This is a genomic window from Cytobacillus sp. (genome assembly GCF_032154635.1).
Taxonomy (GTDB): domain Bacteria; phylum Bacillota; class Bacilli; order Bacillales; family Cytobacillaceae; genus Cytobacillus.
Genome location: NZ_JALDXW010000034.1, coordinates 24,338 through 39,015, shown reverse-complemented (window position 1 = coordinate 39,015; position 14,678 = coordinate 24,338). Strand labels below are relative to the sequence as shown.

15 protein-coding genes are annotated in these 14,678 nt (G+C 40.0%); 4 read left to right on the top strand and 11 right to left on the bottom strand.

Annotated features, from left to right (window positions below):
• Positions 1-184: 184 nt before the first annotated feature.
• From RUH74_RS19170 to RUH74_RS19145, 6 genes are all read right to left on the bottom strand, one after another.
• A complete protein-coding gene (locus tag RUH74_RS19170) occupies positions 185-1,153 on the bottom strand; it encodes a hypothetical protein (protein ID WP_313802926.1) in 969 nt (322 codons plus the stop codon).
• Positions 1,125-1,649, bottom strand: a complete 525-nt coding sequence (locus tag RUH74_RS19165) for an RNA polymerase sigma factor (RefSeq protein WP_313802923.1) — start codon at positions 1,647-1,649, stop codon at positions 1,125-1,127. The genes RUH74_RS19170 and RUH74_RS19165 overlap by 29 nt, the downstream gene beginning before the upstream one ends.
• 219 nt (positions 1,650-1,868) lie before the next feature.
• Positions 1,869-2,945 (bottom strand): PQQ-dependent sugar dehydrogenase, encoded by a 1,077-nt coding sequence (locus RUH74_RS19160; protein WP_313802921.1) that lies wholly within the window; start codon positions 2,943-2,945, stop codon positions 1,869-1,871.
• Positions 2,945-3,811 (bottom strand): Cof-type HAD-IIB family hydrolase, encoded by an 867-nt coding sequence (locus tag RUH74_RS19155; RefSeq protein WP_313802919.1) that lies wholly within the window; start codon positions 3,809-3,811, stop codon positions 2,945-2,947. The genes RUH74_RS19160 and RUH74_RS19155 overlap by 1 nt, the downstream gene beginning before the upstream one ends.
• 289 nt (positions 3,812-4,100) lie before the next feature.
• Entirely contained in the window at positions 4,101-4,757 is a 657-nt protein-coding gene (locus RUH74_RS19150; protein ID WP_313802917.1) for a DNA alkylation repair protein, read from the bottom strand.
• Between the two features lie 113 nt (positions 4,758-4,870).
• On the bottom strand, positions 4,871-5,062 hold the full coding sequence (locus RUH74_RS19145; protein ID WP_313802915.1) for a hypothetical protein: 192 nt from the start codon (positions 5,060-5,062) through the stop codon (positions 4,871-4,873).
• 131 nt (positions 5,063-5,193) lie between these two features.
• Here RUH74_RS19145 and RUH74_RS19140 point away from each other — a divergent pair, with 131 nt between their 5' ends.
• From RUH74_RS19140 to RUH74_RS19130, 3 genes are read left to right on the top strand one after another with little or no spacing between them, the layout of a single operon-like run.
• Positions 5,194-5,970 carry a MerR family transcriptional regulator gene (locus RUH74_RS19140; RefSeq protein WP_313802913.1) on the top strand — a complete coding sequence of 259 codons (777 nt, stop codon included), beginning with the start codon at positions 5,194-5,196 and terminating at the stop codon, positions 5,968-5,970.
• Positions 5,948-7,711: an ABC transporter ATP-binding protein gene (locus RUH74_RS19135; protein WP_313802911.1), complete on the top strand. Its 1,764-nt coding sequence runs from the start codon at positions 5,948-5,950 to the stop codon at positions 7,709-7,711. The genes RUH74_RS19140 and RUH74_RS19135 overlap by 23 nt, the downstream gene beginning before the upstream one ends.
• Before the next feature lie 60 nt (positions 7,712-7,771).
• Positions 7,772-8,506 (top strand): CPBP family intramembrane glutamic endopeptidase, encoded by a 735-nt coding sequence (locus tag RUH74_RS19130; RefSeq protein WP_313802909.1) that lies wholly within the window; start codon positions 7,772-7,774, stop codon positions 8,504-8,506.
• Between the two features lie 59 nt (positions 8,507-8,565).
• On the opposite strand, the gene RUH74_RS19125 is transcribed toward RUH74_RS19130, so the two are convergent.
• From RUH74_RS19125 to RUH74_RS19115, 3 genes are read right to left on the bottom strand one after another with little or no spacing between them, the layout of a single operon-like run.
• Complete coding sequence (locus tag RUH74_RS19125; protein ID WP_313802907.1) at positions 8,566-9,561, bottom strand: ABC transporter ATP-binding protein; 996 nt, start codon at positions 9,559-9,561, stop codon at positions 8,566-8,568.
• A gap of 17 nt (positions 9,562-9,578) precedes the next feature.
• Positions 9,579-10,385 (bottom strand): ABC transporter permease, encoded by an 807-nt coding sequence (locus tag RUH74_RS19120; RefSeq protein ID WP_313802905.1) that lies wholly within the window; start codon positions 10,383-10,385, stop codon positions 9,579-9,581.
• Positions 10,386-10,388: 3 nt separating this feature from the next.
• A complete protein-coding gene (locus RUH74_RS19115) occupies positions 10,389-11,192 on the bottom strand; it encodes an ABC transporter permease (protein ID WP_313802903.1) in 804 nt (267 codons plus the stop codon).
• A gap of 186 nt (positions 11,193-11,378) precedes the next feature.
• On the opposite strand from RUH74_RS19115, the gene RUH74_RS19110 reads away from it, so the two are divergent.
• Positions 11,379-12,737, top strand: coding sequence for a YjiH family protein (locus RUH74_RS19110; protein WP_313802901.1), 1,359 nt, complete (start codon positions 11,379-11,381; stop codon positions 12,735-12,737).
• A gap of 42 nt (positions 12,738-12,779) precedes the next feature.
• On the opposite strand, the gene RUH74_RS19105 is transcribed toward RUH74_RS19110, so the two are convergent.
• Positions 12,780-13,232, bottom strand: coding sequence for a hypothetical protein (locus tag RUH74_RS19105; protein WP_396230106.1), 453 nt, complete (start codon positions 13,230-13,232; stop codon positions 12,780-12,782).
• A gap of 121 nt (positions 13,233-13,353) precedes the next feature.
• Positions 13,354-14,469 carry a PRK06851 family protein gene (locus RUH74_RS19100; RefSeq protein ID WP_313802899.1) on the bottom strand — a complete coding sequence of 372 codons (1,116 nt, stop codon included), beginning with the start codon at positions 14,467-14,469 and terminating at the stop codon, positions 13,354-13,356.
• Positions 14,470-14,678: the final 209 nt, after the last annotated feature.

Here is a 14,678-nt window from a genome sequence, read left to right as displayed (position 1 = left end):
GACAAAATGATTATGTTTGTATACGCTACGCGGACAGTTTCTTTATTTCATAAAACAACAGCCTCATCTGCAATGATGGGGCTGTTGTTGCTGAATTGTGCCCTTTATGAAAAATCGTTCTTGAATATCCATGCTGAACAATATTAGCGTATAGGTCTTTTATTCTTATCAGCCTTATCCTCATTTATTGATTTTCAGAAGGCCTCGATTTCCTTACCTCAACCGGCTCTGTTTGATTTAGAACGGTTATTCGATAGTTGCCGCTTTTCTTTAAAACGATGTCGCCTGTATACATACTTACTTTTTTTGCCGTTGAGGCTTTTATAAAATCCATTTTATCAGAAAATATGAATACTTCTGATGTACCATCTTCTAGGCTATACAGTCTAAGCTTTACTTCTTCAGGCAGATGTTCTCCCTCCACTTCAAGGTTCACATCCTCAAAAGTCCCTGCCACCAAATCCTCCTTCGAAATCATTAGTGTCACCTCACCGATCTTCACATAAGGTTCCTTCACATAGACGGAGAATTCTTCAAAGGTTTCTTCCCCAAACATGAACTTCAAGTTCCAATAACCATGCTTTTCAAAAGGCTTAAAACTTGTTAAGGAGTGTGCATCAGAATCATACAGGCCTTTACTTAATTTGAAAGATGCCATTTCCTGAGTAAGACCGCTGTCAACATGCACACCTTCTATTTTCATATCCTGATTAACAAGTTCATCCGGATTGCCCCAAAGATGCACCATTATTTTTGCTACACCTCTATCATCTTCTGCAACCAATTCAATCGGGAGTGATAAACTCACTTTTCCAGGTATCCCATAGTTTGAATCTCGATAAATGGGCTTCCCAGCTTCATCAAACAGAGCAAAATATTCCCCAATCTCTGCTCTCCCAACACCTGCAGAGGAATTCGTTTCAGTCAGATTCATATTCTCTAAAAATAAAACAGGTACAATAATCAATACCGCTAAAAGAGCCCCTAACACACCAACCCGCTGAAAAGAAAAGCCAAATCTTCCTCTAGGCGTCTTTTGATCCCGTATACTCTTAATGATTCTAGCTTTTTGCTCTCCATTTAGTTCATAGGCAGGGAGTTCCTTCAGTTTCTTAAGTAGCTCTTTATCTGAAAGATGGGTCAACTTGTTCATCCTCCTTTAAAAGCAGATTTAGCTTTTTTACTGCACGGTGAAAAGTGACATTTACTTTATTTTCGGTCCATCCTAATACTTGGGCTGTCTCCTCAGGAGACAAATCAGCCATTCCTCTTAGAAGGACCACATCGCGGTAATTCTTTCTCAATGCATGGATAGCCTCTAATAATCGAGCAGATTCGGCCTTTTGGATAATAATTTCTTCCGTGATAGATAATTCTCTTTCTAAATTTTGCCGCAACAGCTTTTCCTTAAGATTATGCCAAACACTTCTTTTTCTATAAAAATCAATTGCTGCATGACGTGCAATACTGATGAGCCATGTCTTTGGGTTAGATTCAAACTTAAAGTGCACGAAGGACTGAAAAGCCTTTAAAAATGTTTCCTGTACAAGATCCTCTACATCTTTGGATCCTGTGTAATACACCAAATAATTGGTAATATCCTTCTCGTATTCATGAAACCATTGTTCCATTTGCCGGCCGGCATCCATCGCTTTCCCCCCTTTTGTAATAGGACGGATTTTTGAGTTCCAACTTACAGTTTTTCTATTAAAAATTTTCTAACAATAAAAAAGCCACCAAAAATGGCAGCAGATTACTTTAGCTCAATTCAATAGCTGCACCGTTAATAGCAGTACAACATTTCACATTCGCCTTTGAAATTTTGCAAAGAGTCCCTATTGCGGAACAAGAAAAAACGAGGCATTTTCTTAAAGGTCAGCTAGCGGAACACGATAAAGCTTGTCATCCTTCGCGAGCGGAGTGCCGCGTCCATCCGTATTATTGCTGATAAAATAAAGGAATTCATCCTTAATATACACATCTCGAATCCTGCCGAGACCTGTAATCACTTCCCTCATCTTCTTCGATGTTAAATCAAACTCTAACACGGCATTACCCCTTAGAGCAGCAACGTATAGCTTTCCTTCAAAAAATGCCATGCCTGAAGGTGCCCATGTCGTGCTGTCCCCTGAGGTAAATAAGGGAGGTTCCATTCCCTCCTTGCTCTCTTTTCCTACGATAATCGGCCAGCCGTAATTATGTCCGGGATGAATTAGATTCACTTCATCATTTGCTGAGGGCCCGTGCTCACTTTCATATAATACGCCATCTTCTGCCCATGCCAGACCTTGCGGATTTCGATGGCCATATGTATACACATATGAATCCTTTATAGGATTGTCCTCTGGAATTGATCCATCAAGGTTCATTCTCAAAATTTTTCCGCCCAGAGAATGGATATCCTGTGCAATCTCTGGCTTATAGGATGCATCACCAGTTGTGTCATAAAGCTTGTCATCGGGTCCGATCTCAAGTCTCCCCCCGTGATGAAACTGACCGCTTGGTATTCGGTCTAGTAGAAGACCGGCTTCCATCCAAACTCCATTGTCTAGCTTTAAAAAAATAATACGATTATACTGACCTGATCCATCCGTATATGTATAATAAGCAAAGGCTTCTTTTGTTTTGGAAAAATCAGGTGATAAAACAAAGCCTAGCAATCCTGCTTCTGCAGCAGTAGCTAATGGCTGCTCAAGAACAACCTTCTGGCGTTCCGTTCTGCCGTATTCTATCTTCACAATCCGTCCTGGTCTTTCAGACAAATAGAAGATGCCTTCACTTTGATCAATCGACCAAGGAATTTGCAGCTCATCTGCCAGCACTTCCGCTTCCTTATAAGGAAGACTTGCTTCTTGATCCTCTTCTAGGCCCCTCTCCTCTGTTTTTGAGCAGCCTGCACTAGCGACAGCAAATAAAATGATCAGTCCTGATAATACACGCTTCATCAAATGACTCCTTCTAAAGCATCCCAAATTGCTTTAGCTACTCCACTTTCCTCATTTGTTAATGTAACTTTGTCACACTGTGCCTTAATCACCTCATCTGCATTTCCCATGGCAACGGATACGCCTGCCAGTTTGAACATAGACAGATCATTGTAATTATCCCCAATAGCCATCGTGTCTTTCATATCAATCCCATTTTCTTGGGCAAACTTTTTTAGTGCTATTCCTTTTTGAGCGTATACGCTTGTCAGCTCCAGGTTTTCCTTTCCAGATGAAGAGACCGCTAAGCCTTCTACCTTTACTAGCTCATTCTTTGCTTCAAATAATAAATCTTGATTAAAAGAGAAAGCTAGTAATTTATAGATACGATATTCATCATTATTAAAAAGCTGATCATAGCTTTCCACTTTATGCACAAGCCCTTTAGTAACTCTCTTCTCTGCCACTTTCTTTACTTCCTTGACATTTGCCTCCGGGTTTGCACTCATATAAATGTCAACCATTATCGAAACTGCCTTATCCTCGTCCGTTGTAAACGTTCCTTTATTTGTATATACCTCAAAATAAAGCTTATTCCTGTCAAGAATGGCTGCAATCTTTTTAACAGTGGATTTCCCTAATGCATTAGTTGAAATAATGTCTTTATGTACGGATCGAATTTCCGCTCCGTTTACACAGATCATCGGGCATGTTATACCTGCTGCATCTAAGACAAAGCTTGCTTCTGTATACGATCTTCCTGTGGCAATGACGATCACTACTCCTTGCGATTGTGCCATTCGAATCGCTTTCATGTTTTCATTCGTAATTTGCTGAGCAGCTGTTAATAATGTTCCATCCATGTCAATCGCAATCAACTTAATCATGTTTTCACCTTTTTTCTTTTAAATGTATTCCACATATAAAAATAGAGTTTAATTTACAAATACAACTCGCTAATTAATACATAATAGCGGAGGTTGATTTGCGCTCCAGGATGCTCGCTTTCCGCGGGGTGGCGATGGCCTCCTCGGCACATACGTGCCTGTGGGTCTCACCTGCCCCACACTTCCCGCAGGAGTCTCGCATCTTCTGCTCCAATCAACCAAACTTTTTTGTCATCTCTATTCATTTATACAATTGACTCAATAACAACATTTGTTAAAAATATTAAATCTAAATATATTTACTTCCTTCCCTGACACTTAAATTAGGCAAGGCTGCTGATTCAATAAAGGCTTTCACTGATGCGGGATTCGTTTTTGAGTATTCCCGCAGTGCCCAGCCAATCGCTTTTTGGATAAAGAACTCCTTGCTTTCTTTATTTTGAACAATATAGCGGTATAACAGCTCTTCATCTGTACGTGCTTTATATTTGAGCTGAAAGAGGATAGCAGAGCGGCGCAGCCATAAATGATCACCATAAGCCCAATCGTCTATCCTTTCTGCAATCACCTCCGGATGTTCGGAAGCAATGGCCCCAACAGGTTTGGAGGCAAGAACATCTACCGTATCCCACCAGGACTTAGTGGTAATTAGCTCTTCCAATAAAGGGAGATGGTGTTTTTCCAGCTTCTTCAATGAATTAACGATATAATCGAGCGCAGCATTTTGATACTCTCTTTCTTTCATTTTCCAAAGGGACCGGACAAAGTCTTCCTGAAAGTCTTTCTTTAAAATCCCACTTTCTTTAAAAAATTGTTTTATTAACCATCTTCTTTCTGGTGTTTTTATACCGAGAAACGGAAAATGATTTTTCATATAATTTTGCATGGGAATCGCCTTTTCCTGATCTCGATGGCGCTCAAATAAATCGACTAATACGTGCAGCATCAACTACTAACCCCTTTTTCCTCATATTCATTCATTGTAGCTAGAAACGATATAAAACATTCATTTCTAATAAGAAAAAGGCATCACCGCTTGTAGCAGTCACGCCCTTTAAATTATAACGGCCCATGATTAATGTCGTTTTTAATATTATCCATATGGGATTCGATGTAGGCTCTCTCAGATTCTGAAACATGCCTTGCATTTTCTTCAGGATCAACATTCCTTATTCCGTGCTTTTTATACCACCAGTCTACAAGAAACCCGATGCCAAGCAAAGAAACACAAAGAATGACTAAAAACCACATAAACATCACTCCCTTTTCTTTATTATAACACTTTTCTGAAAATAATCATAACCGAATTGTAAATTTCTTCTTGCTTCTCCCGTTACGTTAGGTTTTATGATAATAGTAGAAAGAAGATTGGAGGCATCATCATGGATGAAAAATATTCGATTGGTGAGTTTGCAAAAAAAACCGGAACGACGATCCGCGCTCTTCGTTATTATGATGAAATTCATTTGCTTAAACCAACATTAGTCTCTCCTTCAGGAAGGAGATATTACTCTAATAATGACATCATTCAACTGCAAAAAATTGTAGCACTGAAATTTTTAGGCTATTCCTTAGAAAAAATTAGTGAGTTCCTCCATTTAAAGGATTGGGATTTAAAGGATTCCCTTGCGTTTCAAAAACAAGAGATGGTGCAAAGAAAAGAGCATATTGAACGTGTCATCCGCGCTTTGGACCACGCTCTTCATATCATGGAGGATCAAGGAACGATTAACTCCTCCATCTTTATTTCATTAATTAATAATATCCAAATGGAGGATGAGCATAAAGAATGGCTGAAGGGACTGATCCCTGAGAGTACAGTTGAGGGATTATACGATCTATCAGAGGAAAAACAACAGGAGCTAAATACAAGGACCGCTATTCTTTTAACTAAAATGAAAGAAGCGGTTGGTAAAAATCCCGAAAGTGATGAAGTACAAGGGCTGATTCAGCAATATATGGACATTGCGGAAGATGTATTAGGAGGATCATTAGAGCTGATTCAAGACTTGCTGGATAGTCAGGTCGAAATCGAGGATGACCCTGTATTATTCCCCTCTCCATTTACACCTGAAGAAGAAGAATGGCTTGGGAAAGCAATGGAAATTTATTTAAAAAGGAAGGGTGTGGTATTTAATGGAGACGAAACGAGCAAATAAAGAGATAACCTCCACCAACTGGAAAGCATTCTGGCAATTATTAAAAGAAGCGAATCCTCCAAAATGGATCTTTTTTCTCGCCATTTTTTTAAGCTTGATCGAGACCGGAGCAGGTCTAATTGTCCCGCTCTTTACAAAGTCTCTTGTGGATCAGCTGGCGGTGTCGGCACTTGAAGCCTCTTTAATTATCCTTCTGGCTTCTGCTTTTATTATCCAAACGGTTTCTTCTGGATTTTCCTTCTATTTTATGACTTATATTGGTGAGGCGGTGGTTGCATCCATAAGAAAACGGCTATGGGAACAAGTGTTAACTCTTCCGATTCCATTTTTCGACCAGCATCAATCGGGTGAAACGATGAGCAGGGTAACACAGGACACGAACATTGTTAAAAATCTAATCACGCAGCATTTAATCACTTTTTTAACTGGGCTCATTTCCATTATTGGTTCCATTATTATTCTCCTTCTAATTGATTGGAAAATGACGCTCATTATGATTATCTCCGTGCCTATTTCAATCGCCATCATCATGCCACTTGGACAAAAGGTATATAAAATTTCAAAGTCTACACAAGATGAAATGGCTGACTTCTCAGGAAACCTGGGGCGCGTTTTATCAGATATACGTCTTGTGAAAGCCTACCATGCAGAGAACACAGAGAAACGAAAGGGATATAAAGGCATCCAGCATCTGTTCCAGTTCGGTCTTAGAGAGGCCAAAATTCAAGCTGTCATCTCACCTTTTATGACGTTTATTATGATGCTCGTGCTCGTCATTTTAATCGGTTATGGCGGCGTTCAAGTAGCATCAGGTGCCTTATCAGCAGGCTCCCTTGTAGCGATTATAATCTACATGTTTCAAATAGTCGTTCCTTTCACACAGATGGCCTCCTTTTTTACCGCTTTTCAAAAAGCTGTTGGGGCAACGGAACGAATCCAAGAGATTCTTGGCGTTGAAAAAGAAACAGCGCAACAAACCCTTGCTGTTGAAAATTCAGCACAGGACCTTACTTTTCATAACCTTTCATTCGCCTATAAGGAAAATCCAATCATTAAAAATATGAGCTTGACTGTTCCAGCTGGAAAAACAACTGCTTTTGTCGGACCAAGCGGGAGCGGCAAAACTACTTTATTTGCACTGCTTGAGCGGTTTTACAAGCCTGGGTCAGGAGAAATCCTCCTTGGCGAAACGAATATACATGACTTTAATCTCTACTCGTGGAGAAGCCAAATCGGCTATGTTTCACAGGAAAGTCCACTCATGTCAGGAACAATAAGAGAAAATATTTGTTATGGAATCGAAAATCAAGTGTCCGATGAAGAAATCCAGCGAGCAGCCGAGCTTGCCAACGCAGCAGAATTCATCGAGCGTCTGCCGAAAGGATTTGAAACGGAAGTTGGAGAGAGAGGAATGAAGCTTTCTGGCGGTCAGCGGCAAAGAATTGCTATCGCTAGGGCTTTAATTCGAAACCCAAAAATCCTCCTTCTTGATGAGGCCACCTCCAATCTTGACAGCGCCTCCGAACATCTCGTTCAACAGGCACTGCAGCAATTAATGACTGGAAGGACCGCTCTTGTAATCGCTCATCGCTTATCAACTATTGTTGAAGCTGACCAAATTGTTGTAATCGAGGACGGATGTATTACAGGTATAGGCTCACATCATAAATTGCTTGAATCACATGCCTTGTATAAGAGACTGGCAGAGCAGCAGCTTAAAGGGGAGGTCTTGGAAATATAATTGTGATCGGGTTTATCCCAAAAATCATAAACACAGCTGTAAGGAAGGTAGGTGCACGATGTGGAGATAAGCTTTTGGATCTTAATTGCTTTCTTATTGCTTTATGAACCCCTTTTTGGTTACTTTAGTTTTCAGAGATTTAAAGAGAAAGTGAAAATAGATGAAAATGAAAGAGAAAAATACTATATCCATACGATTGTTGGGTTATGGATTCCGACTATTTTTATTCTTATTCTACTCCTTTTTACTGATCTTACTTTAAGAGACATCGGATTAACAATACCAGCCATTCATCCGCTCATTCTTGGTTCAACCGTTACCTATACAGGATTAAGCCTAGCTTTACTTTATTTATTGCTCATCCTATACTATTCGATTGGCTATCATTTCAGTGAAAAAATCAAAAACCAGCTAACAAATGCAAAGAAACAACAGTCTGCAAAAGTTAGTTTTTCAGCTATATTGCCAGTCACTAAGAAGGAAAAAAAGCTGTGGAATTACGTTTCATTTACTGCTGGTGTGACTGAAGAGATTATTTATAGAGGATTTCTGCTTTTTGCAATCGCCTATTTGTCACCAAATGTATCCATTTGGCTTGTTATCCTGCTTTCTTCGCTGCTATTTGGGTTAGCCCATTCGTATCAAGGTGCCTTAGGTGTTCTCAGAACAACACTCATTGGTGTACTCTTTTCCATCATATATATTGGATTAGGTTCGATTTTCCCACTCATGGCCCTTCACTTTTTAATCGATTATGCAGCAAAATTAGGGGATACACAGTCTAATCCAACATAAAAAGCTCATTACATTGCCACGCTCTTATCAAAAGGCTTAAGGAAGAGATCATCTCCCCCTTAGGCCTTTAGCGGTTGATACCCCTCCTGATAGATACGGCTAATAATCGATTCGATTGCAGGTTCTTCCACCGTTAAATCTTTCACACTATGAGTCTTTGTAATCTGAGCAATTAATTGAGAAGCGGATACTTCATCACGATTAAACTTAATCCAATAGCGGTTTCCTTCTTCTTTCCATACTTCTCCACCTAAAAGCTGCAAACTACGTGTGGACTCTTCCAAATCAACAACTAACGTACGGGTTTTACCAAACCGCTCCTTTATCATCGCGATTTCCCCATCATACACCTTCATGCCATGATCAATCAGAATCATCCGCTCACAAAGCCTTTCAATATCCTCCATATCATGTGTCGTCAGGATAACAGTAATTTTGCGCTCTTGATTTATTTCTTTAATGAAGGTCCGCATTTTTTCTTTTGCAACTACATCAAGACCAATCGTTGGCTCATCAAGAAATAGAATAGGTGGATCATGCAGCAATGAAGCTGCGATATCAGCCCGCATCCTTTGTCCAAGAGACAATTGCCTTACAGGTGTATTCAGAAACTCATCCAAACCGAGAATTTCTGTAAACGTGTCCATATTTTTCTTATAACGCTGATTGGATACTTGATAAATCTCTTTTAATAAATCAAAGGATTCAATCGTTGGCAAATCCCACCATAATTGTGATCGCTGGCCAAAAACGACACCAATGCTTTTCGCGTTCTCCTGCCTATTTTCATATGGCACAAGCCCATTAACAAAGACATTTCCAGAGCTAGGGACGAGAATTCCGGTCAGCATTTTTATGGTTGTTGATTTTCCTGCCCCATTTGGACCAATATAGCCTACAATCTCTCCTTCATTAATGGAAAAACTAATATCCTTAACTGCCTCCTTCTTTACATATTCCCGCTTGATTAAGCTTTTTAACGCGCCCATCATTCCTGTTTCCCTTTTCGCAATCATAAAATCCTTTCTTACATTCGCTACTTCAATAATCGCCATTCTTACTTCCTCCTAATCTACGAGCCTGTACTCTTATAGCGGCTTAATCCGAGCATCCAAACACAATAGGCAATAATAAAGAATACAAGACCTACCAGCGGGGAAAAATAACCGATACTTGCGGGGAAAAACGGCGTTCCTTTTTCCAAAATAACTGCCGCAGGAAAATAGTTTACAAATCCAAACGGGACAACAAACGCGGCAATCCATTGCACTATTTTCGGATAAATGACTAACGGATAGTTTGTTAAATTTCTTGCCGGATACATAACAACCCAATAGAACTGCTGTGATTTCGTTGTCCAAAAGGCAATTGCCGAAATCAATACGAGCATTCCACCCTGAATGAGAATGCCTCCAATAATGGAAGCGAGCAGAAACAGCACTTTTCCGCTTGACCACTCAATATGTAATTCAAGACTCACCCAAATAAAAATAAGTAGACTAAAAATAAACTGCCCGAATGAGGCCATATCGAACTTCATTGCCATGAAATGAAAAAAGGGATTAATCGGCCTGACCAAAAAGCGGTCGAATGTTCCGTTTAGAATATAAGTATCAAGACTGCGAAAATGTAAAAAGAGAATGACACAAAAGCCCCAAGAGAGGATGGCAATCGCGTAAAGAAAAAGCATTTCAAAAAAGTTCCATGAACCAAGCACCTGAAACTGATAGAGCATCACCCACATCGTGACGGCCGTGCCCGTATAGGCAGTAATTAAACCAACAATCCGCATAATAAAAGCGAACCGATACTGCATTTGTGCCCGAACTCCTGCAGAAACTAACTTAAAGTAGAGATTCACATATTTAATTGCAGCCATCTGTTAACCTCCCTGTACAACAACTTTATGTGAGGCTCTATTCCAAACAAGTCTTAATAGAAAATAGCAAATAAGCACCCAAAAAATCTGCAAGCCAAGAGAGAGCAAGATTTCCCCTCCGGCAATTTCCCCGATAAAAATAGCATTGGGTATGTAATAGATTCCTTGGAAAGGCAAATAGACAGCAATTTTTGCCAGCCACTCAGGGAAAAACCAAAGCGGAATAACAGAGCCTGAGAGCAGAGACATCGCAAAGTAAAAAATATCCTCAATCCCCCCTGTTTCCACTAAAAAGAAAGAGAGCAGACCAAAGGCCATTTCAATGCAGTATCGGATTAAAAAACCGATAAACGCTGCGGAGATAAAACCAGCCCAAGTAAATACGTCTGTTGGCAATGTAAAATCCATAAAAATAAATAACATGGCATAAATAGGTATGAGCGCTGTAACGATATAGAAAGCGACACTGCCAAAATCAGCGAATAGGTACCTTAACGGGACATTGAAGGGCCTCATTAGTTCTAAAGCGATGTCACCTGTTCTAACCTTCTCCTGAATTTCCCATAAAGGGGTACCCGCTCCATTCACTCCTGTCAAAAATTGGCTGACTACGATATAAGTCAGCATAGCTTGAAAGCTGATGCCGCCTGCTTCCTCTCTTCCTGCATAAAGGGCCGTCCAAATCGAACCCCACATCAGAAGGAAAATAAGATTAGAGCCTAACCTCGACCAAACATCAAATCGATACACAGCTGAACGAAGAAAAGCCTTTTTCGTAAAGATCCAGTAAACATGAAATCTGGGCACCTTTTCACCCTCTTTATCTGACTTTTTAGATATTTTAACATAATTAAGTCTCATTGGGCATGAATGACATTTTCTATAAATAAAAAGAGGGAAACAGTGGAAGCTACATAAAAAAGGTTGGCATTTTTATGAATATGAATTAAAATAAATTCTGTCTTATAAATATAACTAGCAAAGGTGATTGTTTTGGTTGACACAACTAGAAAGAAAGTAACTACTGTAGATGTATTGAAATTTCTTATTCCCTCCCTTATCGGGATTAGCCTATTTATCATTCCGTTAAAATATAACGATGAAATTACCATTCCTATTGCTATTCTTTCAGGGTGGATTCAAAATGGCCTTGCTACCTATCTGCCAGCAATTATGACAGTCATTATTATTTTAACGCTGTTAGGTACAGTTATTGCCAAGCTTTTCAAACCGGCATTTATTATTAATCGTCCTTTTTTCAATAGTTTATTTAATGTGCCTGCTGTCTGGTTTGGGGCAAGAATATTCGGGACAATATTTGTGATTGTCACATTTTTCAAGATTGGCCCTGAGTTTATTTGGTCAGAAAACACGGGTGGTTTGCTGCTCAATGATTTGCTTCCGGTCCTTTTTTCTGTATTTTTATTTGCAGGCTTGTTTCTTCCTTTATTATTGAACTTCGGTCTTTTAGAATTTTTCGGCTCGATGCTAACAAAGGTGATGCGGCCAATTTTTAAGCTTCCAGGAAGGTCATCTATCGATTGTATGGCTTCATGGCTTGGTGATGGAACGATTGGTGTCTTGCTAACGAGCAAGCAGTATGAGGAAGGATATTATACGAAGAAAGAGGCAGCGATAATTGGGACAACGTTTTCCGTAGTTTCTATTACCTTTAGCCTTGTTGTCCTATCTCAAGTTGGCTTAGAACGATTATTTGGACCCTTTTATTTGACTGTGACGTTGGCTGGATTAGTAGCAGCAATTATTTGCCCAAGAATCCCGCCACTTTCTAGAAAACCAGATACGTACATCGGTGACCAAAAAAAGGTATTGGATGAGTCTGTTCCTAAAGGGTATACCGTGTTTAGCTGGGGCGTTGTCCAAGCTGTTGATAAAGCAAAAGAAAACCAAAGCATTAAAAAATTCTTCGAGCAAGGATCTAAAAATATTCTTGATATGTGGATGGGTGTAGCCCCCATCGTTATGGCACTTGGTACGATTGCACTGATTCTTGCAGAGTATACACCGATATTTAAGTTTCTTGGAATTCCATTTATTCCATTACTTGAAATGATGCAGGTTCCAGAAGCAAAGGCAGCATCTGAGACATTGATTGTTGGGTTTGCTGATATGTTTCTTCCATCCGTTATCGGTGCATCTATTGAGAATGAAATAACCCGTTTTATTATTGCGGCTGTATCTGTCACACAGCTTATTTATATGTCAGAGGTTGGCGGACTTTTATTAGGCTCAAAAATCCCTGTCTCCTTAAAGGATCTGTTTATTATCTTTTTAGAGAGAACGATTATTACTTTGCCTGTCATTGTATTAGCTGCGCATATTATTTTTTAATTTTAAAAAGACGGACTCATTTTTAGAAGTCCGTCTTTTTATTTATACACATTGGAAGGAACGGATTCTGTTTAGATCTGTGCCATAAAATACCCAGCGGAAACGTCTCCAGCGCCAGCCAGCTACTGAAGTTCTTCCTACAAATGTTGGGTAGAACCAAAAACTTCGTCCGTTTTCTAGCCAGATGAAAGTAAAACGGCGTAAACAGCCTCTAATCGCTCCAGGGTCTACTGCAAATGTAGTGAAAGATGACTGCTGCAATTGTGGCGTAAAGGATGGCGGGGGTGAAGATGGCGGTCCATCAAACTGCTGGCCACCTCCTTGCTGTTGACCCGGCTGACCCTGCCCTGGCGGAAAGCCTGGCGGGAAGCTTGGAGGAAAGCCTGGGAATCCACCTCCTCCTTGGGGTCCACCTCCTCCACCAGGAAATATTCTGTCATCCATTATAGGACCTACATTATTAGGTAATGAATAAGGATAGTTTCGATAATCCATTAATTTTATTCTCCTCTCTTCATGCATTCCATTTAATGTATGCCAGTAGCCTATTTTTGTGTTTGACTGTTTCTATTTTTATTTCAAATATATATTTAGTGTCCACCCTGTAAATACAAAACTACTCATTTTGTCCACGAGCGGTGCCTGGCACCATGGTGGCGATTTCTGTGCGGATATCGTCTTTTAGCTGGTCAACAACTGAAAAGTCCATTGCATCTATATAGATCGCTTCTAAGTTATCACGATGTTCCTTTGCCTGTGCCAAATAAGAGATTGCCTCTTTCATTTTCTCCTTATACTGGTTGCTTATCTCATGAATTTGTTCTGCAAAAATTTCATCCGTTCCCTGATTGACAATTTCCTCATACGTATCGATTATTTCGTCTCCTTCTCGGCTTGGGAAGTATTCATGTGGACTCGTGCTATCAAATATTGCTAACCCCATTTCACGAATGATTAGCATATCAAGGCTATGAGGATCGAAACCACAATGGTAAATTTCAATGTCCAACCCCCTATTTATTGCCTCAGCAGCTAGCTTTTTCAGCATGGTTGATTTTCCTGTCCCCGCTCGGCCTTTAACAAAATAGCGCTTCGGCACATCCTCTGTTAGATTAGGGATAAAATCCACTGCTCCCTTTGGTGTAGCTGCGCCTAAGAAGCGGTGTCTCACATCCGATTGCTTGTTAACATATATATTTCCATAGAACTCAACGATCAACTTGTTTGTCAGCCGATCTGCCTCACTAAAATCCATATTTTCAAAATAAATCTTTTCCCATCTGTCATGTATTTCTAATGCTTCTCCAAAAGTACGATATGCTGCTTCAAACGACCGGCTAACCTCCATGCTAATTCGAAGAATTTTTTCCTTTTGATTAGCAAGTACCTTTGAATCCCAAGCCTCTCCAAGGTTCACATATTCCTCAATTGCACCAGGTGCCTTAGGCTCTATGACATGTGGTGCTGTTCCATCGACGATGCCTACTTTCAGTTCTGGTATCAATACCCCGTCAATGGAGTCATTATCTGAAGAACAATGAAGATAGTCTATATCATAGCCCTTATCTGCCCATTCTGTTCCAATTGCTTTCATCAGCGAGGATTTTCCTGTCCCAGGACCGCCCTTTAAAATAAAGATGCGATTGAGCCCTTGCAGATTCGAATCATACAAGCTATAAAAACCACGGGCTGTATTTCCGCCTGCAAAGTAATTTTTTATCTTTCCAGCCACTTTTACACGTCCTTTCCCGTTATTTAGCTAATTTGTTTTCACCTTTACAATATGCTTGATAGGGCTCATGGGTGAATGCCCAGTTAAAATAGAACTCTAGATGGCGCATAGGCCAACTTTATCGGGCTAGTTTTTTAGTTTATCTCGCATTTCGAGCACGTTATCAAGCTTTTGTATTTTCATTCATGAGTATCTGCTCACAACCAAGT

Coding starts and splice junctions, on each gene's coding strand:
- RUH74_RS19160 (WP_313802921.1), bottom strand. CDS start 2,945: ATGAAGCGTGTATTATCAGGACTGATCATTTTATTTGCTGTCGCTAGT.
- RUH74_RS19165 (WP_313802923.1), bottom strand. CDS start 1,649: ATGGATGCCGGCCGGCAAATGGAACAATGGTTTCATGAATACGAGAAG.
- RUH74_RS19120 (WP_313802905.1), bottom strand. CDS start 10,385: ATGGCTGCAATTAAATATGTGAATCTCTACTTTAAGTTAGTTTCTGCA.
- RUH74_RS19125 (WP_313802907.1), bottom strand. CDS start 9,561: ATGGCGATTATTGAAGTAGCGAATGTAAGAAAGGATTTTATGATTGCG.
- RUH74_RS19170 (WP_313802926.1), bottom strand. CDS start 1,153: ATGAACAAGTTGACCCATCTTTCAGATAAAGAGCTACTTAAGAAACTG.
- RUH74_RS19140 (WP_313802913.1), top strand. CDS start 5,194: ATGGATGAAAAATATTCGATTGGTGAGTTTGCAAAAAAAACCGGAACG.
- RUH74_RS19145 (WP_313802915.1), bottom strand. CDS start 5,062: ATGTGGTTTTTAGTCATTCTTTGTGTTTCTTTGCTTGGCATCGGGTTT.
- RUH74_RS19150 (WP_313802917.1), bottom strand. CDS start 4,757: ATGCTGCACGTATTAGTCGATTTATTTGAGCGCCATCGAGATCAGGAA.
- RUH74_RS19155 (WP_313802919.1), bottom strand. CDS start 3,811: ATGATTAAGTTGATTGCGATTGACATGGATGGAACATTATTAACAGCT.
- RUH74_RS19105 (WP_396230106.1), bottom strand. CDS start 13,232: ATGGATTATCGAAACTATCCTTATTCATTACCTAATAATGTAGGTCCT.
- RUH74_RS19135 (WP_313802911.1), top strand. CDS start 5,948: ATGGAGACGAAACGAGCAAATAAAGAGATAACCTCCACCAACTGGAAA.